The organism is Neobacillus sp. NPDC093127 (assembly GCF_044754175.1).
Lineage (GTDB): Bacteria > Bacillota > Bacilli > Bacillales > Cytobacillaceae > Neobacillus.
The window spans coordinates 83,188-108,457 of record NZ_JBIVOP010000006.1 but is presented as its reverse complement, the minus strand read 5'-3'; the positions used below and the strand labels follow the sequence as shown (position 1 = coordinate 108,457).

The 25,270-nt window shown below is 39.6% G+C and carries 27 protein-coding genes; 15 read left to right on the top strand and 12 right to left on the bottom strand.

Annotated elements, in window-relative coordinates:
- The first annotated feature begins 77 nt into the window (after positions 1-77).
- Positions 78-920: a YitT family protein gene (locus ACIQCO_RS10490; RefSeq protein WP_400428249.1), complete on the top strand. Its 843-nt coding sequence runs from the start codon at positions 78-80 to the stop codon at positions 918-920.
- A 95-nt stretch (positions 921-1,015) separates the two neighbouring features.
- Here the strand turns inward: ACIQCO_RS10490 and ACIQCO_RS10485 are convergent, their stop codons facing one another.
- The 3 genes from ACIQCO_RS10485 to ACIQCO_RS10475 form a co-directional block, all read right to left on the bottom strand.
- A complete protein-coding gene (locus ACIQCO_RS10485; protein ID WP_400428247.1) occupies positions 1,016-1,201 on the bottom strand; it encodes a DUF3813 domain-containing protein in 186 nt (61 codons plus the stop codon).
- A gap of 1 nt (position 1,202) precedes the next feature.
- Positions 1,203-1,355: a hypothetical protein gene (locus ACIQCO_RS10480; RefSeq protein ID WP_169802772.1), complete on the bottom strand. Its 153-nt coding sequence runs from the start codon at positions 1,353-1,355 to the stop codon at positions 1,203-1,205.
- Positions 1,356-1,465: 110 nt separating this feature from the next.
- Positions 1,466-2,281 (bottom strand): Cof-type HAD-IIB family hydrolase, encoded by an 816-nt coding sequence (locus tag ACIQCO_RS10475; RefSeq protein ID WP_400428245.1) that lies wholly within the window; start codon positions 2,279-2,281, stop codon positions 1,466-1,468.
- 236 nt (positions 2,282-2,517) lie between these two features.
- Between ACIQCO_RS10475 and ACIQCO_RS10470 the strand changes: the two genes are divergently transcribed.
- From ACIQCO_RS10470 to ACIQCO_RS10460, 3 genes are all read left to right on the top strand, one after another.
- The gene (locus ACIQCO_RS10470) at positions 2,518-2,826 is read left to right on the top strand and encodes a metal-sulfur cluster assembly factor (protein ID WP_066084314.1); all 309 of its coding nucleotides are present in this window, start codon (positions 2,518-2,520) and stop codon (positions 2,824-2,826) included.
- Between the two features lie 16 nt (positions 2,827-2,842).
- A complete protein-coding gene (locus ACIQCO_RS10465; RefSeq protein ID WP_400428242.1) occupies positions 2,843-3,181 on the top strand; it encodes a DsrE family protein in 339 nt (112 codons plus the stop codon).
- Positions 3,182-3,345: 164 nt separating this feature from the next.
- Positions 3,346-4,470 (top strand): TIGR04053 family radical SAM/SPASM domain-containing protein, encoded by a 1,125-nt coding sequence (locus ACIQCO_RS10460; RefSeq protein ID WP_400428239.1) that lies wholly within the window; start codon positions 3,346-3,348, stop codon positions 4,468-4,470.
- Between the two features lie 237 nt (positions 4,471-4,707).
- Here the strand turns inward: ACIQCO_RS10460 and ACIQCO_RS10455 are convergent, their stop codons facing one another.
- The gene (locus ACIQCO_RS10455) at positions 4,708-5,400 is read right to left on the bottom strand and encodes a Crp/Fnr family transcriptional regulator (protein ID WP_400428522.1); all 693 of its coding nucleotides are present in this window, start codon (positions 5,398-5,400) and stop codon (positions 4,708-4,710) included.
- A gap of 367 nt (positions 5,401-5,767) precedes the next feature.
- Here ACIQCO_RS10455 and moaA point away from each other — a divergent pair, with 367 nt between their 5' ends.
- The gene (gene moaA, locus ACIQCO_RS10450; protein ID WP_400428237.1) at positions 5,768-6,784 is read left to right on the top strand and encodes a GTP 3',8-cyclase MoaA; all 1,017 of its coding nucleotides are present in this window, start codon (positions 5,768-5,770) and stop codon (positions 6,782-6,784) included.
- 131 nt (positions 6,785-6,915) lie between these two features.
- Here the strand turns inward: moaA and ric are convergent, their stop codons facing one another.
- Complete coding sequence (gene ric / locus ACIQCO_RS10445; protein ID WP_400428235.1) at positions 6,916-7,614, bottom strand: iron-sulfur cluster repair di-iron protein; 699 nt, start codon at positions 7,612-7,614, stop codon at positions 6,916-6,918.
- A gap of 235 nt (positions 7,615-7,849) precedes the next feature.
- Here ric and ACIQCO_RS10440 point away from each other — a divergent pair, with 235 nt between their 5' ends.
- Entirely contained in the window at positions 7,850-9,115 is a 1,266-nt protein-coding gene (locus tag ACIQCO_RS10440; protein WP_400428233.1) for a molybdopterin molybdotransferase MoeA, read from the top strand.
- A gap of 17 nt (positions 9,116-9,132) precedes the next feature.
- Positions 9,133-9,642, top strand: coding sequence for a molybdopterin-guanine dinucleotide biosynthesis protein B (mobB, locus tag ACIQCO_RS10435; protein WP_400428231.1), 510 nt, complete (start codon positions 9,133-9,135; stop codon positions 9,640-9,642).
- Between the two features lie 29 nt (positions 9,643-9,671).
- On the opposite strand, the gene ACIQCO_RS10430 is transcribed toward mobB, so the two are convergent.
- The 4 genes from ACIQCO_RS10430 to ACIQCO_RS10415 are packed head-to-tail and all read right to left on the bottom strand — an operon-like array spanning position 9,672 to position 13,797.
- Positions 9,672-10,763: a GerAB/ArcD/ProY family transporter gene (locus ACIQCO_RS10430; protein WP_400428228.1), complete on the bottom strand. Its 1,092-nt coding sequence runs from the start codon at positions 10,761-10,763 to the stop codon at positions 9,672-9,674.
- Between the two features lie 24 nt (positions 10,764-10,787).
- Positions 10,788-11,018 carry a hypothetical protein gene (locus tag ACIQCO_RS10425; RefSeq protein ID WP_400428226.1) on the bottom strand — a complete coding sequence of 77 codons (231 nt, stop codon included), beginning with the start codon at positions 11,016-11,018 and terminating at the stop codon, positions 10,788-10,790.
- Positions 11,018-12,220, bottom strand: a complete 1,203-nt coding sequence (locus ACIQCO_RS10420; RefSeq protein ID WP_400428224.1) for a Ger(x)C family spore germination protein — start codon at positions 12,218-12,220, stop codon at positions 11,018-11,020. The genes ACIQCO_RS10425 and ACIQCO_RS10420 overlap by 1 nt, the downstream gene beginning before the upstream one ends.
- Positions 12,221-12,222: 2 nt before the next feature.
- The gene (locus ACIQCO_RS10415) at positions 12,223-13,797 is read right to left on the bottom strand and encodes a spore germination protein (RefSeq protein ID WP_400428222.1); all 1,575 of its coding nucleotides are present in this window, start codon (positions 13,795-13,797) and stop codon (positions 12,223-12,225) included.
- Positions 13,798-13,988: 191 nt separating this feature from the next.
- Here ACIQCO_RS10415 and ACIQCO_RS10410 point away from each other — a divergent pair, with 191 nt between their 5' ends.
- Positions 13,989-14,717 (top strand): YwiC-like family protein, encoded by a 729-nt coding sequence (locus ACIQCO_RS10410; RefSeq protein WP_400428219.1) that lies wholly within the window; start codon positions 13,989-13,991, stop codon positions 14,715-14,717.
- Positions 14,718-14,752: 35 nt separating this feature from the next.
- Here the strand turns inward: ACIQCO_RS10410 and ACIQCO_RS10405 are convergent, their stop codons facing one another.
- Positions 14,753-15,445 carry a Crp/Fnr family transcriptional regulator gene (locus tag ACIQCO_RS10405; protein ID WP_400428217.1) on the bottom strand — a complete coding sequence of 231 codons (693 nt, stop codon included), beginning with the start codon at positions 15,443-15,445 and terminating at the stop codon, positions 14,753-14,755.
- A gap of 280 nt (positions 15,446-15,725) precedes the next feature.
- Between ACIQCO_RS10405 and ACIQCO_RS10400 the strand changes: the two genes are divergently transcribed.
- Positions 15,726-15,905 (top strand): YjzC family protein, encoded by a 180-nt coding sequence (locus ACIQCO_RS10400; protein ID WP_400428215.1) that lies wholly within the window; start codon positions 15,726-15,728, stop codon positions 15,903-15,905.
- A gap of 126 nt (positions 15,906-16,031) precedes the next feature.
- Positions 16,032-18,626: an ATP-dependent chaperone ClpB gene (clpB, locus tag ACIQCO_RS10395; RefSeq protein ID WP_400428212.1), complete on the top strand. Its 2,595-nt coding sequence runs from the start codon at positions 16,032-16,034 to the stop codon at positions 18,624-18,626.
- 54 nt (positions 18,627-18,680) lie between these two features.
- Here clpB and ACIQCO_RS10390 read toward each other — a convergent pair whose 3' ends face one another.
- The gene (locus ACIQCO_RS10390; RefSeq protein WP_024028452.1) at positions 18,681-18,866 is read right to left on the bottom strand and encodes a DUF2929 family protein; all 186 of its coding nucleotides are present in this window, start codon (positions 18,864-18,866) and stop codon (positions 18,681-18,683) included.
- Positions 18,867-19,061: 195 nt separating this feature from the next.
- Between ACIQCO_RS10390 and ACIQCO_RS10385 the strand changes: the two genes are divergently transcribed.
- The 3 genes from ACIQCO_RS10385 (at position 19,062) to ACIQCO_RS10375 (ending at position 21,850) form a co-directional block, all read left to right on the top strand.
- The gene (locus ACIQCO_RS10385; protein WP_400428208.1) at positions 19,062-19,784 is read left to right on the top strand and encodes a hydrolase; all 723 of its coding nucleotides are present in this window, start codon (positions 19,062-19,064) and stop codon (positions 19,782-19,784) included.
- 84 nt (positions 19,785-19,868) lie between these two features.
- Positions 19,869-20,714, top strand: a complete 846-nt coding sequence (locus tag ACIQCO_RS10380; RefSeq protein WP_400428205.1) for a hypothetical protein — start codon at positions 19,869-19,871, stop codon at positions 20,712-20,714.
- Between the two features lie 188 nt (positions 20,715-20,902).
- Complete coding sequence (locus ACIQCO_RS10375) at positions 20,903-21,850, top strand: BMP family ABC transporter substrate-binding protein (RefSeq protein ID WP_400428202.1); 948 nt, start codon at positions 20,903-20,905, stop codon at positions 21,848-21,850.
- A gap of 51 nt (positions 21,851-21,901) precedes the next feature.
- Here ACIQCO_RS10375 and ACIQCO_RS10370 read toward each other — a convergent pair whose 3' ends face one another.
- Positions 21,902-22,213, bottom strand: a complete 312-nt coding sequence (locus ACIQCO_RS10370; protein ID WP_400428199.1) for a hypothetical protein — start codon at positions 22,211-22,213, stop codon at positions 21,902-21,904.
- A gap of 377 nt (positions 22,214-22,590) precedes the next feature.
- Between ACIQCO_RS10370 and ACIQCO_RS10365 the strand changes: the two genes are divergently transcribed.
- Together ACIQCO_RS10365 and fabF are read left to right on the top strand one after the other, a co-directional pair.
- The gene (locus tag ACIQCO_RS10365; protein ID WP_400428196.1) at positions 22,591-23,523 is read left to right on the top strand and encodes a beta-ketoacyl-ACP synthase III; all 933 of its coding nucleotides are present in this window, start codon (positions 22,591-22,593) and stop codon (positions 23,521-23,523) included.
- A 225-nt stretch (positions 23,524-23,748) separates the two neighbouring features.
- Positions 23,749-24,987, top strand: a complete 1,239-nt coding sequence (gene fabF, locus ACIQCO_RS10360) for a beta-ketoacyl-ACP synthase II (protein WP_400428193.1) — start codon at positions 23,749-23,751, stop codon at positions 24,985-24,987.
- Positions 24,988-25,270: the final 283 nt, after the last annotated feature.

Sequence of the window (25,270 nt, the reverse complement as noted above, 5' to 3'; positions counted from 1 at the left end):
AGTTTCAGTGTATCGGTTTCACCATAAAAATACAATTATCAAATTGCAGATTATAAATTATAAAGGGGGACATACCATTGCTTTGGCTCCAAACGAAAAAGACGGTCATTGTGATATTCGGTGCATTATTAAACGCGATCGCGATGAATTTATTTCTGATTCCTGCAAATGTTTATTCAAGCGGCTTTACTGGAATCGCCCAATTACTTTCTAAGGTGTTAAGTGATTATACACCAATCCATATTTCGATGGGTTTTTTATTACTTTTGTTAAATATTCCTGTCGCCATTTTAGGCTGGATAAAGGTAGGAAAATCTTTTACAGTTTATAGTTTTTTAAGTGTCGTCCTTTCCTCCTTATTTCTGACGATGATTCCAATTAAACAATTATCGCATGATATTTTATTAAATGCCGTATTTGGCGGTGTTATTTTAGCCATAGGAGTCGGGATCACCTTGAAATGGGGGGCTTCTACAGGTGGTGTTGATATTATTGCGATGGTGTTATCAAGAATGAAGGACAAACCAATTGGACCGTATATGTTTGTATTAAATGGCATCATTATTATGACAGCAGGCCTTCTCTATGGTCCAGAGAAAGCTCTTTACACGCTTGTCGCTTTATACACCTCAACAAGGGTGATTGATGCCATCCATACAAGGCATGCCAAACTTACGGCGATGATTATTACGAAAAAGACAGATGAATTAAAAAAGGCGATTCATGCTTCACTTGTTAGAGGAATCACGATGATTCCGGCAAAAGGGGCATTCTCAAATGAAACAAGAGACATGCTGATGATTGTGATTACCCGCTACGAGCTCTATGATTTAGAAAGAATTATTCAAGAAGTGGACCCCAATGCTTTTACAAATATCATTCAGACAACAGGGGTTTATGGCTTTTTTCGCAGAGATTAAGAAAAGCGCAAGCTTCATTTACGCTGCGTATCGACAGGTGTTTTACAAGGTAAATAGGAAAAGCGGAAGTGCCTCTATGGACACCTCCGCTTTTTCTAGGTAATCTGATCAAGCTCTTGCTGCATTTGTTGGAGCTGTGCTTGCTCTGCTACAGTCGAATTGGCATAAGCAGAACTAAGTGCATTCTTTGCCTTACCGACAGCAGAATCAAGGTCAGCTGGGTTAGCGGATTTCGCCATCTCAACAAATCTCCGTGCTTCCTGGAACAATTGGTTTCCCATGTTAAATTCCTCCAAGCGAGGATTCGTGCACATTGGCCATTTTCTGAGCTTCCGCTTCAGCGTAGGTCATGTGATAAGGAATACGTTCGGCATGCTTGTTAACGGTATCCTTTCCTTGCTGGACAAAGCGTTTTGATTTGTTTGATTTACCCATTCGAATCCCTCCAATATGCTAAGAAGCTCGTATTGAAACAGCAGGGCTGCCTCACAAAATAGTATGCTCCAAAGCGGCTGGGTTCATTTAGGTAAACGTGCACTTTCGCTTTATAATTTTATATTTAACAATTCCGTCAAATATTGACCAACACCATCTTCTTCATTCGTTAATGTGACATCATTGGCAATATTTTTCACCTGATCGATTGCATTTCCCATGGCAATCCCATGACCGGCATATTCAAGCATTTCTAGGTCATTATCTTCATCACCAAACGCGACAATTCTTTCAGCTGGAATACCAAAATATTCAGAAGCCTTTTTCAGACCCACTGCCTTGTTTAAACCTACCTTAATAATTTCAATTACATGCCATGGAGCTGCCCAGCTGCGATGGTCAATTACTTCGGCATGCACTGCGGATAAATGGTCACGAATCGTTTTTAACTGATCTTCCTCGGTATGGATTAGCATACTTGTTGGAGCATCCTGCAGAAAATTAGCTAAATCCCCTGTAGTAATTTTGGGGTTGCCATAGCTAAAAATATCTAAAAGTTTTTCATCATGATAGTGGAAATAAACATCATCAATCACTTCGGCAATAATATTATGGAATTGAAAGCTTCGGCAGGCTTCGACGATATCTTTCGCTACCTTTACATCAAGAGGCTCGTGAAAATAGCCCCAATTAGGATTTCGTGGATGGTGCATAAATGCCCCGTTAAAATTGACAATTGGCGTGTCCAAATCCAGTTCGCGATAATACATTTCACTGGAACGATAAGGCCTTCCCGTGGCAATCATAACGATATGTCCATTTTCTCTTGCTTTTTTAAGGATTTCCTTTGTTTTTGTTGAAATTGTTTTATCATCTTTTAATAATGTCCCATCAAGGTCTAATGCAATTAAATGTCTCTCTGTCATAAAGGGGTCCCCTTCTTACTATTAATTTTTATCAATCAATGCGTCGCTTTAGGAAAATGTTTGTCTCCATGATACACTAACATTATGGGGAATTATTTTCTCTATACTTACCATGTTAACAATTTTATAGCTAACCTGTAAAAAAATTCACATCAAAAGCTATAGAAAACAGATATACTAATTTTATTTCAGGTTAATTTATACTAGATAATATCAATAAATAGGAGTGAATGGAAATGAATGAAGAATTAAAAGAAAATATAATGGGTGCAATGGAGTTAGTTATTGACCCTGAGCTTGGCGTAGATATTGTTAATTTAGGTTTGGTCTATGATGTTGAAATGGATGATGAAGGGCAGGTAACGGTTACGATGACATTAACCTCAATGGGCTGCCCGCTCGCCGGAACGATTGTGGATCAAGTTAAAAGAGCTTTGGCAGATATCCCTGAGGTCAAAGACACAGAAGTAAATATCGTTTGGAATCCACCATGGAACAAAGAGATGATGTCGCGATATGCGAAAATAGCCTTAGGAATTCGTTAAGGGGCAGTGAACCAATATGAAAAATAAAATCTTATTAGTAAGCTCGAATCAGCTCGGCAGGGGAGACCAAGTACTTGGTGAAAATATCCTTGAAACATTTTTTACGATTTTGAAGCAAAAGGATGAGCTTCCTGTCGCTGTTTTTTGTATGAACAGCGGCGTGCTGACGATGACCGAGGATTCGTTTGTTTCCGTACATTTGAAAGAATTAGAAGACATGGGCACAGAAATTTTTGCCTGTAAAACTTGTGCAGACCACTATGGAGTAAGTGAAAAATTGACAGTTGGCAAAATCAGCGGAATGGCAGATTTTATTGAACTAGCGGCTAAATATGAAGTATTAACCATTTCTTAAAAACAGCAGAAAAAATCTCTGCTGTTTTTTTTGCCTTCACAAAACAGACAAAATATAAGGTGTAGGTTGTGAGATAGTTCACTTTTTTATAACTTTAACACCTTTATAATACAGGTATTAAGGCTGTTTGAGTTTGAAATAGCCGGTTTTGGGAGGCGTTTCATATGGCTTTTAGCCGAGATTTTAATAAAGATCCATTTATCGTAATTTGGGAACTCACCAGGGCGTGTCAATTAAAATGCCTGCACTGCCGAGCGGATGCCCAGTATAAAAGGGATCCTCGTGAGCTATCGTTTGAAGAAGGTAAACATTTAATTGATCAAATATATAACATGAACAATCCAATGCTTGTATTTACGGGCGGAGATCCACTTATGAGGGAAGATGTATTTGAAATTGCGAAATATGCAGTTAAAAAAGGCGTACGTGTATCGATGACACCAAGTGCGACACCAAATGTTACCAAAGAAGCAATTGAAAAGGCAAAAGAAGTGGGACTTGCACGTTGGGCCTTTAGTATTGATGGACCTACAGCAGAGGTTCATGACCATTTCCGCGGCACGGCTGGTTCATTTGATCTCACCATGGAAAAAATTAAATATTTGCATGAAGTTGGATTACCGATTCAGATTAATACGGTTATTTCCAGATACAATATTGAATATCTTGAAGAAATGGCAAAAATGGTTGAAGATTTGAACTGTGTCTTATGGAGTGTCTTTTTCCTAGTTCCGACTGGAAGAGGCCAGGCATCTGATATGATTTCCCCAGTTGAACACGAAAAAGTTTTCAGATGGCTTTATGAACTAAGCAAGCTTGTGTCCTTTGATATTAAAACAACAGAAGCTATGCATTACCGCCGTGTTGTGATTCAGCAAAAAATGCGTGAAGCGAAGGAAACGGCAGATGAAATTGATTATTTAAGTGCCCTAACGGAAAAAGGGCTAACAGGCTCAATCGACGGTCTTGGACGTGCACCGAAAGGCGTTAATGATGGAAATGGTTTTGTATTTATTTCGCATATTGGGGATGTGTACCCAAGTGGACTTTTACCTGTCAAGGCAGGTAATATTCGTGAAACTCCTTTAGCAGAAATATACCGGGAGTCGCCAATATTCCAATCGTTAAGAAATCCAGATCTTTATAAAGGAAAATGCGGCGTTTGCGAATTTCGCTATGTATGCGGCGGCTCAAGGTCACGGGCCTATGCGATGACAGGTGATTACCTTGAAAGCGAACCATTCTGTGTCTATATTCCAAAATCATTAAGAGAGAAACAAGTGCAATAAAAAAACGAGGCTGCCTCACTAATTTGAGACAGCCTCGTAAAAAACAATAATCTTAAAAGATAAGAAAGTAATTTTTGACTTTGAGAATTGTCCAGCTCCAGCGCCCTAGCGGCTAGTGTCCTTCGCACTCCGCCCTACGATAAGTCAAGCACGAATGCGCTCCGCTCTTCGTGTTTCCTTTATCTCAGTTGGAGTGCTCCAGGCCATACGCCGCTGACCAGGGCGCTTGCGCTTTTCTTATTCTATATTACAGTAAACCGCTGAACAATTTTCACAGCCAATTTCGTCCTTTAAGTATTGTAAATTCAATATCGATATTTTTCCTTTTTTAACAGCAATGATTTTATCACGCTTTAAATCACTAAGAATGCGGTTGGTACTTTCCCGGGAGGTGCCGCAGAAGTTTGCGAGTTCTTGATTGGTTAACGGAAGGTCGATTAAAATTTCGTTGCCTTTTGGAATGCCGTAACTATTAGACATCCGAATAAGTGTTGAGAATAGGGCGCCGCGTTTTCCATTTAAGACTAAATCACGAAATTTCGTCTGTGTTTTACGAAAATGGTCACTCATCCATTTCATAAATTCAAACGCAAGCTTACTATTTTGAAAAATTTCACTTTCAATCACTTCTTTTTTAATCGCGACAATTTCTCCTTCCTCTAGAACCTTGGCACTTAATAAATACCTTGGGTTGTCAGTAAAAAGGGTTAATTCGCCGCAAATATCGTTTACCCCACAAATTCTTAAGGAAAGTTCACGGCCGTCTGAAGTGATTTTGCTAATTTGAATTTTGCCGGAAACGATAATGTAGAGCTCTTCCGCGAGCATTCCCTCTTGAAATAGGAAGGTTCCTCTTTCACTTCTAAATTTCCGATCAGCAAATTTAAGCAATTCTTTTATTTCAATTGAATGGGTTGGTTTCATTGTCATCATCGTCATTAGATTCACCTCTAAATTCTTTTTTTAGATAATCTATATTTTTATTAATATTTAGGATTCGTTAGTATTAGTTTAGCTCAAGACTGGTCAATAAAAAGAAGTAAACAATGACAATATAGTGAAAACTCATCAGATTTTTAAAATTTAATTGTGATTATACTGATTTGGAGTGTAAGTCGAAACAATTTAGGGTAAAAAACGTTGAATCCAAAAACAATCATTTTATCATTTGTGTACATCTGTTAAGATTAACATAAGATTAAAAAGTATTATGATAGTGAATAAAGTAACAGCCATTTTTCAAATACACTGGTACACTATTAAAAAATAGCTTCTTAAAATAATGGAGTTGATATAAATGGAAAAAACCATTATTAAAGATAAATTAAATAGACCATTACGTGACTTAAGAATCTCGGTGATTGATCGCTGTAATTTTCGTTGTCAGTACTGTATGCCAGCCGATCAATTTGGCCCTGATTTTGAATTCCTGCCGCGAAGTGCATTACTGACGTATGAAGAAATTGAACGGCTGGCCAAAATCTTTGTCAGCTTAGGTGTGGAAAAAATCCGCTTAACCGGAGGCGAACCTCTATTACGAAAAGATATGCCCATTCTTGTTAAGAAGCTGTCTGCGATTGAAGGTTTAAGTGACATTGGCTTAACAACGAATGGTGTGCTGCTCCCAAAATTGGCAAAGGATTTAAAAGGGGCAGGCCTAAAAAGAGTAAATGTCAGCCTTGATACCTTAAATGATGAATTATTTGGGGAAATTAACGGGCGCGGGGTTGGAACTGGACCTGTACTTGAAGGTATTGATGCAGCGAAACAAGCAGGACTCGGGGTCAAAATCAATATGGTGGTAAAAAAGGGCCTAAATGATTCAGAAATAATTCCGATGGCAGAATACTGCAAAAATCACGGTCTCGAGCTTCGCTATATTGAATTCATGGATGTCGGCTCGACAAACGGCTGGAAAATGGATGATGTCATTACGAAAAAGCAGATTTATCATTTATTAAAAGAACAATTTGAATTGGAGCCAGTTGACCCGGCTTACTATGGTGAGGTGGCAAAGCTTTACCGCTATAAGGATGCAGACGTGAATGTAGGCTTTATTACTTCGGTCTCAGAATCGTTCTGCACCAGCTGTACTCGTTCCCGGCTTTCCGCAAATGGACAGATTTTTACTTGTTTATTTAATGGGAATGGCCACGATATTCGTAATTTCATGAGAAATGGCGCCACTGATGAAGAAATTGTGGCGCGCATTACATCCATTTGGAATGGTCGTGATGACCGATATTCCGACGAAAGAACGGCTGAGACAAATAAGAACCGTAAGAAAATTGAAATGTCCTATATTGGAGGATAAAGAAAACTAAGCTGACTGGCGAGCCCGTAGGGCGGTTCATGAGGCGTAGTTGCACTTGACTGATAGGAAAGTTATACTTTCCTATCGACTAAAAAAAACAGCCCGCTAAAGCATTAGCGGGCTGTTAATTATTATGCAAGGTACCTTGGGAATAAAATATTATTTTCTAGATGTACATGCATGAAGGTTAATCCTTCTAGTGCTTCTAAACGGGCATAGACTAAACGATATGTTCCGCAAGCGTCAAATGGAAGTTCATAATCAGATGTTACGGCACGGATTTGGCGTAAAATTTCACCCGCATGATCATGCTCTTTTTCAAGTTCAACAATCATGGCGATTGCTTCTTCACGGTTTTCGACTGTTCCGTCCGCAAGCTGCTTAATTAATGGGAAGACGACTGCTTCTTCTTTCGCCATATGCTCCATTAATTCCTTTTTGAATTCATAAAAGAGTTCATACACTTTCTTTAGCTCTGGATGATTGTCTCCATGTACACGTGAAACTTTCGTAACGTATGGGCTAAGCGCGGCTAATTCTTCCTCAGATACGCGATGGTAATTTGTAACCACATGATCAATAATTGTATTTGAGTCGGAATCAGTCCAAACTTCTACATCTTTCTCAGCGTTTTGATATTTTTCAAAAACAACATTTAATTCACCAATCAAAGTGTCCATATTAAGTCCGTTTTGAGCAACCGCTTCTGATAATGGGATATTGCCGCCGCAGCAAAAGTCTATACGGTTCTTTTTGAATACGTCACTTGTTTTAGGTAACTCGTTTACAATATCTTTAACTAATGAATTCGAAGTAATTGGGAAAGTCATGATTATATCCTCCTTGAATTTTAAAAGGTAGTTTATTTCTGACTTAAGCATAATTGAAAACGAATCTTAATTAGGTGACCTGCATCACACATTCGCTATGATTTTTAATTTTTTCGATCATTTTTGTGACATTTGATATGTCAGCAAGTTTTCGGTAGGCTTATAATGTAGATTAGTCATTTAAATTTAGTACATATATAGGGAATTTACCCGTTTTGGGCAGGAGCTGATTAGTTTGTTAGAAAGAAGAAAACCCCTTCAAATTGGGGAAGCAGTCAAAAGGATTATGGAACACCAATTACTTGGAGTATCCGAACTTGTCTCGATAAATGAAAGCTTTGGTCGGTTTCTATCGGAAGATTTAATTGCAACCAGTAATGTGCCACACTTTGACAGGGCGCCATATGATGGTTTTGCAGTTAGGTCAGCTGACACTAGTGATGCCTCTCAGTCCAATCCAATCGAATTTGAAGTGGTTGACCATATAGGTGCTGGAATGGTTTCAAAGAAAGTTGTCGGTCAAAATCAGGCCGTGAGAATTATGACGGGTGCGATGATGCCAGAGGGTACAGACGCAGTCGTTATGTTTGAAGTTGCACAAGACTACGAAAAAGATGGAACGCCATTTATGTCGATTAAACGCAGCTTTAAAAAGGGTGATAATGTTTCCTTCACTGGTGAAGATGCCAAGCAAGGAGAAATCTTAGTGAAAAAAGGAACATTGATTAATCCTGGCATTCAAGCAATGCTCGCCACGTTCGGCTATAAAAGTGTACCTGTAGCTAAAAAGCCGTTGGTTGGGTTGTTTGCGACCGGTACAGAGCTGTTGGAAGTGGAGGAAGAATTAGTTCCAGGAAAAATCCGCAACAGTAATTCTCATATGATTGCTGCCCAGATTGAAAGAGCCGGGGGAGTAGTTCATTATTTTGGAAAGCTGCCGGATGAATTCAATACATGCTTTGAAGCAGTCAAAAACGCTTTAAATGAGGTAGATGTGTTAATTACCACTGGAGGTGTGTCGGTAGGTGACTTTGATTACCTTCCTGCTATTTATGAAAAACTAGGTGCAGAGGTCTTCTTTAATAAAGTTGCGATGCGTCCCGGAAGTGTGACGACAGTAGCACAGTATAAAGGAAAAATTCTGTTTGGGCTTTCAGGCAATCCTTCCGCATGTTATGTCGGTTTTGAATTATTTGCCCGGCCGATTATTCGCAGGATGTTATTTTCAAAAAAACCACACTTGCGAAGAGAAAAAGCGATTCTTGAGGTCGACTTTCTTAAGGCAAACCCATTTACGAGATTTGTTCGCAGCTCTGTATTTATCGAGGATGGCAGGTTAAGAGTTGCCCCAAGCGGACTGGATAAGTCCAATATCATTATGAGCCTTTCAGGTGCTAATTCTTTGACGATTCTTCCAGGCGGCACGAGGGGATTTACTGCCGGCAGTGAGGTAGCAGTGTTATTACTGGAGGACCAGACCGGCAGTGCGTGGCCTTGGTAAAGCCAGTAATTTTCCAGGTGGCAGGTTATCAAAATAGCGGCAAGACCACCGTAACATTGAGGCTTATTCAAGCTTTAAAAGGTCTGGGATTAACAACAGTTACCATTAAACATCACGGTCATGGCGGCAAGCCGGAAGTAATAGAGGAAAAGGATTCAACAAGGCATCTTTCTGCAGGTGCCATCGCCTCTGTCGTTGAGGGTGACGGAAGATTGATTTTGCAAGCAGAAAACATCAATAGCAGTCTAGAAAATCAAATAAGACTCATGGAATATTTTCAATCGGATGTGCTTCTGATTGAAGGTTATAAGTATGAAAATTATCCGAAATTATTGCTGGTAAGGAATCATAAAGACCTTTCGCTGTTAGCCAAGGTGGACAATATTAAGGTAATAATGTATTGGGAAGAAACACTGAGAGAACCCCTTAAGGAGCAAACAAAAATCCCTTGCTTTCCTATTCATGATCAAACAGCTATTCTTTGGATCGCTCAGACAATCAAAAAGCTTTTTCTTGCAAATCCGTAAAAAAGAAGGCTTTCGCCTTCTTTTTGTTCTTATGCCTGGCTTAGTTTTTTTCTGATGACTGCGACACACAGAAGTAGCATAGGAATGAGCAGCTGAATGGTGATAAAATAAAAAGGTGTGGTTGTCCCCATGCTACGAATCATTTCTTGAAATGAGGATGCTGACCAAACAGAAAAAAGAATAATTAAAAATCCAAATGGTAAGATAATTGGCTTATAACTAGGAAGTTTGAGCCATTGTGAAGTGCCGAGCACTAGCATATAAAAAAATGCCGATAGTTGTACAAAACCACCAAGAACCCAAACGGCTATGACAATTGACTCGACATGTTCAAAAATTGATCCAATACTAATATATCTTGCCGCTTGAAACACCGGAAATTGAGTACTGGTAATAATTCCTCCAAATAAAAATATATTCCCAAGATTGATATATACCATTGTCATGACACTCAAAGTTACAGACAATATACTCCATTTCATCCCTTTCGTTTCGTCCGATAAAAAAGGAAGCAGGAATGACAATAATGAAAATTGACTTAACCAAGCATGTGGTGCAAGGGAACCTTTAATAGATGGTATCCAGCCATACTCCATGATTGGAAAAATATTTTTTACGTTTAGGTCGGGAATTAGGAATAAATAGATTATTAAGTAAAGAACCAAGACAATGGGCAAGAAAATAATTGCACACCTTCCTAATACTTCAATGCCCCCGTGGACAGCAAAAGCACAAGTTAGTGCAATGCCTCCTGTAACAACAACTAATGGAGTTTTATGCAAAAAGGCACTTTCGACGAATTCCCCATACTCCCTAAAAGCTATGGCCGTATCATATAATAGGAAGAACAAGAAGATGAATCCGATGATTTTCCCAAAGGTACGACCAAGAATGAGTTCACTATATTCGACAAGGGTCTTCTTCGGGTAAAGTCTATAAAGTTTAGTAATAATCAAAACAATCAAAAAACCGCTTAAAGCAGCCCAAATGGGAGAAAGCCATAGATCACGTTTTGCCTGTTGTGCAGTAATAAATGGAATATAAAGAATGGCCGTGGCAACAACGACCGCGTACATAATTAGTGCCATTTGGAAGGGGGAAATTTTCCCTTTTTCAATCATTTTGCTTCAGTCCTTTATAAGATACTAACTAATTTCCCAATATCTTCCGATTGGTTTGAAGATAAAGTCAATTAATTGGCTTGGTCCAGGCATGTTAGGGAATAAAACGAGTAAAATAGCAAGCATCCATCCAATCGTGATTAATGTAATAAACACTACCTGCACTTTCCGTATATTTTTCTTCAGTTTCGGCCATTCATATAAAAAGATTAGCATCAATAGAGCCGTTATTCCCAATATACCTCCCCACTTCATTATTCTCTCCCACCTTTTTTTGCTTTTTCATTGGATAAACCCGTTCTTCTAATATTTACCTTTGTTTCGAATGTAACGTCTACTTTTTGGAATATTTCGCTCCATTCGTTTTTCTTCCTTTTCCATGTACCTGGATAATCCCGTTGGAACGCTTCTGCAAAGCCAAATATATCAGCATTCATTTTTTTCTGTGCTTTTGATAAAGCCAATCTCTCTCTTTTCTCAATTACTTGTACAACCATACGTTTTACTTTTTTTGTTGACTTTAGATTTAACAAATTAAGATTTGTCGTATTTTGAATAACTTCTAGATCTGTATTTGTCTTAACCTTGATACTCCAATTTCCGTTTGAAATCTTCGGAATCAACTTGTTATGGCTTCTTAACAAATTTAATGACACAAAGCCCTCGTCGTCTTTTAAAGAAATCGTAATAATACCTGATTTCGCCTCATTTCTCGGCCAAAGAATCCCTCTAGTTTCTTTATCGCTCAATCTCCCGACCATCTTATCTCCTCTCAATACGGCTGCCCCTTGAATGAATGGAATGTTCTTCCCCTTATTAACTCCCAAATTGGACGGTGACATTTTTGCAACCCAAGGAATAACGGCTGCACCTGCATCCCCGGATAACATTTCCGACAAATCTTTTACAGTTACTTTTACACCTATTTGTGTGTCGACCAATTTGCGCAGCTGTTTAGCAGAGTCCCGCTCCAACTCAGGCATCGACTCCAAAACTTCCTTTGCAGAGTCCATAGAAACAAAAACATCAGCACGTTCGCGAGGCTCCGTATGCCCCATCCAAAAATCAATTTGATCCCCAATTCCTTTTTTAGCTAATTTCTCACCAATAATTAGTACCTCGTTTTGTCCCCAGAAAATCCGCCTTGTAAGCTTCTCTTGGAGCCTAGACATCGCATCAGCGATGGTTACTCCTTGGGCTGATCTGACTAAGGTTTGACTACTATTATTTCCGCTTGACACCCCTTCTTGTTGTCCGCCCTCTACCGGTTTTGGGATAAATACTTGGACGGATAGTTCAATCTCCTCCTTTTTACTTACATCAACACCAGTTGCCAAAATGATTGCTAAGTCATTTACCTCTGCACGATCCCAGCATCCGGCAAGCACAGGTATTATCAGGCAAAGAAGAAGGACTAGGGAAATATAGTTATTCTTCCTCCGTCTGAAAGGGTCCATCATTAATCACCACCTTTACTTGGACTGGGTTTCTGACCATGAGGCTGCCGATGCAGGTTTCCTAATTCAGTAGTCACGGATTCGGGACGTGTGTTCATTGCCCACCAAGGGGCGCGAATGAGTACATCCTTTAAATTGTGAATCTTAAGTGGGGCAATTGAATCTAAATACGGAACACCGAAAGAACGGATGGTGCAAAGATGTACGACAATAGCGATAATCCCAAGCATAACCCCTAATAAACCTAATATTCCGGATAATATCATGATCGGAAAGCGCAGCATCCGAATCGAAATTCCTGCAGCATATCTTGGTAGTAAAAACGAGGCGACACCCGTAATCGCCACCACCATTACCATCGCCGATGAAACAAGACCAGCCGTGGTTGCGGCTTGTCCGATGACAAGTGCACCAACGATACTAACTGCAGCACCTACTTGTTTCGGCAGTCTTATACCCGCTTCGCGCAATGCCTCAAATGTGATTTCCATAATGAATGCTTCAATCAATGCCGGGAATGGAATTTGCTCACGGCTTTGGGCAATGGTTAAGAGGAGAGATGCTGGGACCATTTCTTGGTGGTACGTAAGAATTGCAACATAAGCTGATGGAGCGAGCAATGCAATAAAAAAGAATAAATAACGCAGCCAACGGATGAATGTACTTATTAAAAATCGGTTGTAGTAATCTTCTGGTGCTTGTAACAAACTTGCGAACGTACATGGAGCAATAAGGGTGAAGGGAGTTCCATCAATCAATATGACAACCCGTCCTTCTAAAAGGCTGGAGGCCGCAATATCCGGCCGTTCTGTTGATAATACTTGCGGAAAAGGAGAAAAAGGGTCATCCTCAATCATTTCCTCTATATACCCGCTTTCCAAAATACCATCGATTTCAATTCGTTCTAACCGATTTGTTACTTCTTTGATTAAGGTGTTGCTTGCGATCCCTTCAATATAAGCAATGATTACTTGCGTTTCTGTGAACTTACCGATTGTAATTTGTTTCATTTTTAAGGCGGGATGGCGAATTTTTCTACGTAAAAGGGAAGTATTTACTCTTATTGTTTCAACAAAACCTTCCCTCGGACCGCGAATAACGGATTCGGCCACCGGATCCTCGATTCCCCGTTTCTCCCACTTTGGTAAACCTATAGAAATTCCTTTTATTTTATTGTTAATAAGAATCACAGGGTTTCCAATTGAAATTTGTTTAATAACATCAGTAATGGTGTTGATTACCTTTACATCAGAAACAGCTAGTTTCTTACTTACATTTTCAATCGTTGTTTCTGGATCAAAGCTTTCCAACTGTACGAGCGGCATGAGCACCTGTTGATCAATTTCCTGAGTATTTGAAAGTCCATCGATATAAATGAGAGCAGCTTTTGTCCGAGAACCGATGGTAAATTCACGAAATACGACATCGGAGCAATCGGTATAAGCTGATTTTAGTATTTCGATATTTTGATTCAAATCCAGATTTAGCAGAATGAGGGGTAATTTAGATAGTGTTTCTGTTATTTGCTGGCTTGGAAAACGGTATCCTTTATTTTTTTTATGTTTTAAAAAATTCATCAGCAGGATCCCCTTATTAATAATCAAGGTTATTCTTTCCAAAAAAGGCGGGATTATGAGTTTTTGCAGATGACTATAAAAAAGAGATGAAATTTCTTCACAATTGTAGGTGTCATTATGTGATATGTTTCACTTTTTTTTCTGCTTCGCTACCTTATATTAAAGGCAGATAAGAAAAAGGAGTGAAAGAGATGAAGTTATTTTTACCTAAACAACATGGTGCTTGGGCAATGCTGATCATCCCTTTTTGGCTTGGGGTCATCAATGGGGGCTATTTATGGCAGCATATTCCGTTTTTTATAGGCTGGCTCTTATTGTACTTAGCAACTTATCCTATGCTCCTCTTATTTAAGAAGAAAAGAATCCCGTTTTATACAAAGTGGACGCTTATTTATATCGTACCGGCATTATTGCTTTTAGGCATCCCATTAGCAGCAAGACCAAGCCTTTTTTATTTTGGACTTTTGATGATGCCGTTTTTTATGATAAATGCGTATTATACCTCCAAAAATCAAGACCGTGCCTTTATGAATGATATTAGCGCTATCTTCGCTTTTTCGATTGCCGGTTTGGCAAGCAATTATTTAACGCAAGGCAGTATGACCGCAACAGCGATTATTTTTACCTTTACTACTTCAGTATTATTTTTTATTGGCTGTACCTTTTATGTGAAATCAATGATTAGGGAAAAGAAAAATGCAAAGTTCAAATGGATTTCATGGTCATACCATTTTGTGCTCATTCTTGCTTGGTTCATAGGCGGGTTTTGGATTGCAGCTCTCGCCTTTATCCCGAGCTTGCTTAGAGCGATTCTTTTTTACGGAAAGAAGTTATCACCAAAACAAATTGGCATTTACGAAATCATAAACTCAGGTTTGTTCTTCATCATCATTGCTATCCAAATATTTTTACAAAAATAAAAAAAGCCGATACCGGCTTTTTTTCGTAGAAATTGTTAATCAACCTTACATATTTCGGTTGGACAATCCTCGCAATCGATGTCCCTTTTTAAATACCCTAAATCATGAATTGTAATTGTGCCCTTATCTATTGAGATCGTGCCAGTTTTTCTAAGGTCGCTCAGCAGGCGGTTTACTACTTCACGGGAGGTGCCGCAGAAGTTAGCCAATTCTTGATTGGTTAACGGTAAACCAATCAATATCCCTTTATTGGTTTTAATACCATAGCTATTGCTGATTCGAATCAGTGTGGAATACAAGGCGCCTTTTTTGCCATGAAGAACCAAGTCACGAAATTTGGTTTGCGTTTTCCGATACTGCAGACTCATCCATTTTATAAATTCAAAGGAAAGTGAAAGATTTTGCGAAAGTTTTTCTTCCAGAGTATCCTTCATAATGACGGCTACTTCACCACTTTCAACAACCCGTGCGCTTAATAAATACCTGGAAGCAGGGGAGAATAAATTTAATTCACCGACAAAATCACCACTAGAGCACATTCTTAATGTAAGCTCTCTTCCGTCAGGAATAATTTTGCTAATTTGAAGTATCCCGCTTTGGACTATATACAATTCATCGGCAAAAGAACCTTCCTGAAAAAGAAAAGTGCCTTTTTTAATTTTTCTGACATGGTGCACCGTATCAAATAAATGGGAAAATGTTACCGGTAATTCTTTAACTGACTGCATGCTCATAACCACCTTTAAAGGTGCGAAATTAATCGCAAATTTGATTTTTAAAAAAATGACAGTCATGATCGGGTTTGTAAGATATTACTATAATTATATTGTTAACCAGGAATATTTAGCAATAAATGTGGAATAAGTTCATATAATCGTCAAAAGTCAAACACATTTTTAATATTTCTCAGGAAATAACGTCGATGTTTGTAGAAATTTGAAAGAAATTCCTATAATGACAACACTCGAAAAGGAGATAATAGAGAGTAGATGAAAAGGAGGGAAAAAAATGGGCCAAAACCGCCAGTTTAAATCCGGGAAAAAAGCACCAAATAACGGCATTTATATTGAAGAGGGGGAAACGGGGAGCAATGTACTCAATCCCAAACAAATAAAGCTAAAAGCAGGGGATCCATTTCCTGAGACATCGAATGATAACCGGGTTTGGACATATCAGCGCAAGCCATAAATAAAAGGTAAAAGAAAAAGTCATCCAAGCGGGTGGCTTTTTCTGTTGCAAAATTTTACTCCAGCAATGGATTGTTTTATAATAATGACAATAGGTCAGAAAAGGTCAAATGAGGAGTGTGACAATATGGACTTAAACCGAATGACTGAACGATTACAACAAGGCTTAATGGATGCGCAGTCAATAGCAGTTAAGAAAAGTCATCAAGAGGTTGATGAACCTCACTTACTTTTGGCGTTAATGGAGCAGGAGGACAGCCTTATTGCTGCCATTCTTGAAAGGGCCGGTTTGCCTGCCGAAAAAATTAAAAGCAGCCTTCTGGAATCATTGACTAAGAAACCTCAAGTTACAGGAGGCGGAGCCCAGCAAGGGAAACTTTATATCACGGCGAAGCTGCAAAAACTACTGGTAAGTGCTGAGGAATTTGCATCAAAGTTTTCCGATGAGTTTATCTCTGTTGAGCATATCCTCTTGGCTGCTTCATTTGCAAACGATACCGAGATGTGGAAGATTGTAAATGCCTTTGGGAAAACAGCGGAAGAAATATTAAAAGCGATAAAGGAAATAAGGGGGAATCAACGAGTGACATCACAAAATCCGGAAGCTGGTTATGATGCTTTAAAGAAATACGGCAGGGACCTCGTTGCCGAGGTAAAGGCCGGAAAAATGGATCCGGTCATTGGAAGGGACACAGAAATCCGCAATGTTATTCGAATTTTATCGAGGAAGACAAAGAACAATCCTGTCCTAATTGGTGAACCTGGAGTAGGGAAAACAGCGATTGTAGAAGGTCTTGCTGAGCGGATTGTCAGAAAGGATGTTCCTGAAGGTTTGAAGGATAAAACGATTTTTTCACTTGATATGAGCGCGCTTATTGCCGGAGCGAAATTCAGGGGCGAGTTTGAAGAAAGACTGAAAGCAGTCCTAAATGAAATCAAAAAAAGTGAAGGGCAAATATTGCTGTTCATTGATGAAATTCATACGATTGTAGGGGCAGGTAAGACCGAAGGAGCCATGGATGCCGGCAATATGTTAAAACCAATGCTTGCCCGCGGAGAGCTTCATTGTATTGGGGCGACCACACTTGATGAGCATCGAAAATATATTGAAAAGGACCCCGCACTTGAGCGAAGATTTCAGCAGGTACTTGTCCAAGAACCGAATGTTGAAGACACCATTTCCATTTTACGAGGATTAAAGGAACGGTATGAGGTACACCATGGGGTGAAAATTCATGATCATGCCTTGGTTGCTGCAGCAACTCTTTCGGACCGTTATATTACGGACCGATTTTTACCGGATAAAGCTATTGACCTTGTTGATGAAGCCTGTGCAATGATTCGTACCGAAATTGACTCAATGCCAACCGAATTAGATGAAGTGACACGCAGGGTCATGCAGCTTGAAATCGAAGAGGCAGCCTTAAGAAAAGAAAGTGATGAAGGAAGTAAACTAAGGCTTGAAGTTCTGTTAAAGGAACTAGCTGATTTAAAAGAGCAAATGGATTTAATGAAGGCGAAATGGCTGCAGGAGAAACAAAGCATTCAGAAATTACAGGACAAACGGGAAAAACTTGAAAAATTACGCAGAGAGCTTCAGTTGGCTGAGGATAAATATGATTTAAATAGGGCAGCAGAACTTCGCCATGGACAAATTCCATTAGCGGAAAAGGAACTTAAGGAATTGGAAGCGGAGGCAAGAAAGGGGGAGCGGTTACTTCGCGAAGAGGTGACCGGGAAAGAAATCTCGAATATTGTATCTAGATGGACAGGAATTCCCCTTTCTAAGCTAGTTGAAGGGGAACGAGAAAAGCTGCTCAAATTAGATTCAATTCTGCACGAGCGGGTAATCGGCCAAAATGAAGCCGTCCGTTTGGTAACTGATGCCGTCCTCCGGGCACGGGCAGGCATCAAGGATCCTAACCGTCCGATTGGTTCATTTTTATTTCTTGGGCCGACAGGCGTGGGGAAAACGGAGCTAGCGAAAGCATTGGCAGAGTCGCTATTTGACAGTGAAGAACAGATTATTCGTATTGATATGTCCGAATATATGGAGAAGCATGCCGTCTCTCGCTTAATTGGCGCACCTCCGGGTTATGTTGGCTATGAAGAAGGCGGACAACTGACTGAAGCGGTAAGAAGAAGGCCTTATTCGGTTATTTTAATGGACGAAATCGAGAAGGCCCATCCGGAAGTGTTCAATATTCTCCTCCAAGCACTTGATGATGGGCGAATAACGGATTCACAAGGCCGGGTTGTCGACTTTAAGAATACCGTAATTATCATGACCTCCAATATTGGCTCGCATTTTTTATTAGACCGAAGTGAAAACGAGATTGAAATATCTGAAGCGACACGAGATAAGGTGATGAGTCAGCTTAGGACCCATTTCCGACCCGAATTTTTAAATAGAATTGATGAGACCATTCTCTTTAAGCCGCTGTCACTAAACGAGATTAAAAATATTGTTGTAAAGATGATGAGGGAGCTCGAAAATAGGTTAAAACAACAGCAAATTGATATTTCCATTCGTGAGGATGCAAAAGAATTTATCGCTGTAAATGGCTTTGACCCAATCTATGGCGCAAGACCTTTGAAACGGTATATTCAAAGAAATATTGAAACAAAACTGGCTCGAGAAATCATTGCCGGGAGAGTAACTGACCAGTCAAAAGTTGAAATCACAATCGAAAATGGAGAAGTGGCATTAACGGTGTTTTAGAGCAAAATCATTAAATGAAAAAAGGTCATCCATAACTATGGAAGACCTTTTTCTTCAATGATTTTCAACTGGCTCTTTAGGAATGACAGCGGTAGCAATGAATATCAAAATGGTTACCGCAACAGATACATAAGCACCAGGGAGAAAATCAAATTTCGCACCTGGGGTCATTGAACTTACCACATAGGAAAGCATTTGTACTAAAAGAAAAGTCCAGAAAAATGTCCAAAAGAATCGCACTATTTTTCACCTCTAACCTATTTTACATCTTTACTCATATTATCATATGTTTTTGAAATAATAAACGGTTTATCGACAATTCTAAAAAAACGTCGGGATCATTTCAAATATACACAGGTAATAGGCAAACTCCCATTCAACTTCTGTGAAATGGCATACAATATTTTGAGGAACTATGTAAAAGGAGATTTATCTATGGAAAATCGCAATTTTCAAATGGATACCCAATGGAATATTATTCATTACCCAGAAAAGCCTGCCGGATTTGGGGTCTTAATCATAGGAGATGAAAGGCATTTTGTCGATGAGAATAAATGCTTTTGGACACAAAATGAAGGAAAGCTGGCCTTTATCGACCAATTAAAAGAAAAAGGGTACACCATTTTTTCCTCAAATCTATATGGGCGGAACTGGGGGAGCGAAAAAGCTGTCGAGCTTGCGCAAAGGTTATACCAGTATGTCATTCGAAGCGAAATCCTTAATAATCAAATTCATATATTGGCTGAAGGAATGGGAGCTCTCGTTGCCGTAAAATTAATGGAAAAGATGGAGGGCTGTATTAGGTCAGTGATCCTTCTAAATCCAATTCTTTCCCTAAAGCATCATATTGAACAGGAAAAGGAGCATAAATTTTTTTATAAAAAATTAATGAGGGAACTGTCAGCTGCACATAAAATGGACCAAAGGGCACTAGAAGGCAAAATATCCAGCATGGAGGATACCATTGATCTTGAGTTCGACTTTCCCGTTAAGATTATTCATGTCCTGTCTGGTGGAAAATCGTATGCACAATCAAAACTGTATCAAGAAATCATTCGTACTCCAGAAATCCATCCTACTTATATTCTTCCTGAAAAAAAACCACAGCTCGGAAAAATATTTATTAAGTTTTTTAATAGTCATGAAACAGTCCTGTAAGACACCTTCCTCTCCATTAAGAAATATTTCCTTCATGAACCGCATAGGATTCTATAAGGGCTATATTTGGGGAGGAAGATTTTAATGGACAAGGCCGTTATTTTTGGTGTTTACGAATTTATCAGTTTTCATGCTTGCAAAACGCTTCTTAATAAGGGTGTTGAGGTTGTAGGCATTCACATAGATGAGATAGAAAATAATCTATTTCTTGAGGAAAAAAGACTAGAGATAGGCCGGAATTCAAACTTTAGCGAACACACAATAGAAGAGATTAACAATTGCTGTGAGGAAGCTGCCGTTAAAACGGCTTTTATTCTTTCGGTATACGATTTATATATCCTTAACAAGGAAGCAATTTTACGAAAAGAAAAGATAATAGAATCGATATTTCACTATTTGGAACGTAATCAAAAAAATATTGAATTAATATTTCTTCTGCCAATTCAAATGCTTGGCGCTAAAAGGGACATAGAATTAACAAATTTCTTAAATAAAACGAAGGGCCAGGTGGAAAATAGCCAATTATTTTATTTACCTGCCATCTACGGACCCTGGCAGCCTGAAGCATTTTTATTTCAACAGGCGATTATTGCAAAATTTCAGAAGCAGGAACTCAAGCTTGCAGACAGGGAATGGACTAGGGATGTTCTATTTGCAGATGATGCTGTGGCATCCATTTTCGAAATTCTGGAAACAAGAAAATACGGGGACCCTCCAAGAAGTTATCTGCTAAAAAGTGGGGAGAAGAGTTATTGGACCAGGTGTGCCGCATATCTTCATATAGAAGAAGGTTTGGCAAAATCCAATCCTCTTGAACCATTGAAAGTTAATAATGAATTGATCAAAGTTTCCGTAAAGGTAACTTCCATGGCAGATTCTATCACAAAACAAATAGAACATGTAAATCGGTTATTCCCAAGCGGTTTGTAAAGTCACCTGGATTTTGCTAAGCTTAAGACCTGCTAAAAATCCCTAAAACTTAGTGTGTCGGAAATTTATCTTTCCATTTGATTACGCTAAGGTTAGAATATAAGAAAAAAAGGGTTTCTTTCTATAGATTCGATGGAAAGGAACAGACGTGTAATGAAATGCCTGCCGTTTTAAAGGAGTTGCATGGAATGCTGTACCGTTTTGGAATTATTCTTTTTTGTCTTTTTTTACTTGGAGCCTGTGGGGAAACAAAGTCTTCAGGTAAATTACAGAAAGCGGGCTTGTTAGTTCCTGAAACTGTCAATGACCAGGTATGGGGTACAAAAGGCTTTAAAGGAATGTTGAAGGTACAATCAAAATTTAATATAGATGTCTTTTATAAAGAAGGAATGAATTCAGAAACCGTCGTCGAACGAGCGGTAGAAGAATTCAATCAAAAAGGAGTAAATCTTATTTTCGGCCACGGTTCTGAGTACGCTGAATATTTCAATAAGATTTCCAAAAATTATCCCAATATCCATTTTGTCAGCTTTAACGGTGATGCAAAAAACTCAAATACTACCAGTTTAAACTTTAAAGCACATGCAATGGGTTTTTTTGGCGGAATGGTTGCAGCCCATATGTCCTCACATCAAAAGGTGGGTGTGATAGCCGCCTATGAATGGCAGCCAGAGATTGAAGGCTTTTATCAAGGAGCGAAGGCTGAAAATAAACAAATCAATGTCAGTATCGAATACGTTGGCAATTGGGACGATGGAAAAAAGGCGGTTCAACTAGTTGATTCAATGTTGGAAGATGGTGTCGATGTGGTCTATCCAGCTGGTGACGGATTTAATGTTCCGGTTATTGAACGGCTTAAGGAACGCGGATTATTTGCTATTGGCTATGTTTCAGATCAGTCTGACCTCGGGGAATCGACCGTTTTAACAAGCACCATTCAGCAGGTTGATGTATTATATGAAAAAGTCGCTGACCAATACAACAATGGGAAGCTAAAATCGGGTAACCTTTCCTTTGATTTTCAAGATGATGTTATCTCCCTTGGTAAATATAGTCCATTAGTTGATATAAAATTTATTCAGAATATGAATGAGCAAATAATAAACTATAAGAAAACAGGAAAATTGCCGAAATAAGGTGATTGTAAAATACCATAATAAAAATAAGCTGCCGCCATAATAAGCAGCTTATTTCTTTTTCCAAATTTGTTCAATAAATGGATACACCTGTTGAAATAATGGTTTTAACCCTTGAAAGGATACCACTAGGGTATCAATATGCCGCATGAGTTCCTCATAATTAATAGTGGATTGATTGTAAGCTTGCTCTTGATATTGTTCACGGTGAGGATGTCCTCGTCTACGGCCAAACATGAAAGCCGTGAACGGATCTTGTTCCACTTTTTCTTCTGATTTATGTTCTTCCAAGTCATCAATTTCAAGTTTATCTATTTCAAGTTCATCATCTCTTTCTAGACTTTCCCCTTCCTGTTCTTCCATTTTCCATACTTCTCCTTTCCGCATATATCTTTTTATTAGAATATGATCAAACGAATAAAAGGAATGTACATTAGCGGAGTACAAAAGGAAGAAATAGTTGCCTAACATAGGGTTCATTTGCTAAAATTAGTACCAAGTCTTAATAATTGATATAAGAAAAGCGCAAGCGCCCTGGTCAGCGGCGTATGGCCTGGAGCGCTCCAACCGAGATAAAGGAAACACGAAGAGTGGAGCGATTCGATGTTGACTTATCGTAGGGCGGAGAGCGAAGGACATTAGCCGCTAGGGCGCTGGAGCTGGACAATTCTCAAAGTCAAAAATTTATACTTTTTTATCTTTTAATAAAGATGAGCCAAATAAAGAAGGAGCTGGAACTTGTGAGAGCTGGCATTGTTGGAATTGGCAGGTATTTACCAGAAAAAATTGTCACTAATCATGACTTAGAAAAAATGATGGATACATCGGATGAATGGATTCGTACTAGAACAGGAATCGAGCAAAGACGAATTGCAGCGGATGATGTTGATACATCGGATATGGCATTTGCTGCCGCTCAAAAGGCAATTGAAGATGCAGGAATTACCGCAGACGAGATTGATTTGATTTTGGTTGCTACGGTTACCCCTGATACGCCGTTTCCCTCTGTTGCCTGCAGGATTCAAGAAAGATTAGGGGCAGTAAAAGCGGCAGCAATGGATGTTAGCGCGGCATGTGCAGGGTTTATGTATGGAATCGTCACAGCCAAACAATTTATTGAGTCAGAGGTATATAAAAATGTACTTGTCGTGGGTGTTGAAAAGCTTTCTAAAATCACGGACTGGAATGACCGCAATACCGCTGTTTTATTTGGGGACGGAGCTGGAGCCGCTATTATCGGTCCTGTTTCAGGAAATCGAGGGATTTTATCCTTTGAGCTCGGTGCCGATGGAACAGGCGCTAAACACCTTTACCAAGACGAGTATATCATTATGAATGGCCGGGAAGTATTCAAGTTTGCTGTACGTCAAATGGGTGAGAGCTGTGTCCATGTGTTAGAAAAGGCGGGTTTAACAAAAGAGGATGTTGATTTCCTCATCCCGCATCAAGCCAATATACGAATTATGGAGGCATCTCGACAAAGATTAGAACTGCCTGCCGAGAAAATGTCGAAAACGGTGCAGAAATATGGCAATACCTCATCGGCGTCGATACCGATTTCGATTGTCGAAGAAGTAGAAGCTGGGAAAATTAAAGATGATGACGTTATCGTCATGGTTGGCTTTGGCGGCGGTCTAACCTGGGGCGCTATTGCGATAAGATGGGGAAAATAAAATAGAAAAGCGGAAGGGCCCGTTTAGCGACGTATGGATTGGACTGCTCCGACTGAGATAAAGGAAACACGAAGAGCGATAGCGATTCGATGTTGACTTATCGTAGGGAGGAGAGGGCCAATACACTAGTCGCTGGGCGCTGGAGCTAGACAGTTATCAAAGTTCAAGAAATAATTTCTGTGATATTAAAAATAGGGTAAGTTATAGAGAAAAGGAGATGTACAAATGGAAAAGCGAAGGGTTGTTGTAACCGGCATCGGGGCGGTAACACCGCTGGGGCTTGATGCTGATACAACTTGGAAAGGTATACTAGAAGGAAAATCAGGTGTGGGGCCGCTGACAAGGGTCAATGCAGATGAGTATCCAGCAAAAGTAGCAGCGGAAGTAACAGACTTTGATCCGGAAACGTTTATGGATAGAAAAGATGCCAGAAAAATGGACCGTTTTACCCAGTTTGCGGTAGCATCCGCCTTAATGGCAGTTAAAGATGCCGATTTAACGATTAATGAAGAAAACTCTCATCGTGTCGGTGTCTGGATTGGTTCTGGAATCGGCGGGATGGAAACCTTTGAACAACAATATGAAATTTTCCAAAAAAGAGGGTACAAACGTGTCAGCCCATTCTTTGTCCCAATGTTAATTCCGGATATGGCCACAGGTCAAGTTTCAATTACACTAGGGGCTAGGGGCTTCAATTCTTGTACCGTAACAGCCTGTGCAACGGGAACGAATTCGATTGGCGATGCCTTTAAAGTAATTCAGCGCGGGGATGCCGATGTTATGGTATCGGGTGGTGCTGAAGCACCTATTACAAAGATGTCTGTTGCCGGTTTTTGTGCCAATACAGCCCTTTCTACAAATCCAGACCCGCAAACAGCAAGCAGACCATTTGATAAAAACAGGGATGGTTTTGTTATAGGCGAAGGTGCTGGAATTGTTATTTTGGAAGAATTAGAGCATGCCTTAGCACGTGGCGCAAAAATATATGCCGAAATCGTTGGCTACGGTGCAACAGGTGATGCTTACCATATCACCGCACCGGCGCCTGGCGGTGAAGGCGGTGCCAGGGCAATGAAAATGGCGATTAATGATGGCGGGTTGAAGCCTGAGGATATTGATTATGTTAACGCCCATGGTACAAGCACCGAATATAACGATAAATTCGAAACGCTTGCTGTGAAAGAAGTATTTGGCGACCATGCCTACAAACTGGCGATGAGTTCAACAAAATCAATGACCGGTCATCTTCTCGGGGCAGCTGGCGGGATTGAAGCCATCTTTACCGTGCTGGCAATGAGAGACAGTATGCTCCCGCCAACCATTAATTATGAAACACCAGACCCGGATTGTGACTTGGATTACGTCGTAAATACAGCACGTCCAAAAGAAATTAAGGCAGCTATGAGCAATTCACTAGGCTTTGGCGGCCATAATGCAACGATCGTGTTTAAAAAATACGAGTAAAAATGAGGCTGGGCCAGAAAAATTTCTGGCCGGGCTTTTTATATTACCCATTCCTAGTAACCCATGAACCTCTTTAGATAACATTCATAAAATGTTCAAGAGGGAGAACTTGCGGTAAATGGGGTGAAGTAATGGGAATCATTCGAACGGATCAATGGCTGCAGGAGGAATTTGACCTTCCTGTGAAAGTATGCAAAAAGCTGCAGCCATATTTTAATGACCAAACAGCGAACGTAATATATGACCAATTAGTGAGTTTTGGGATGTACCGGCCATCACGGTC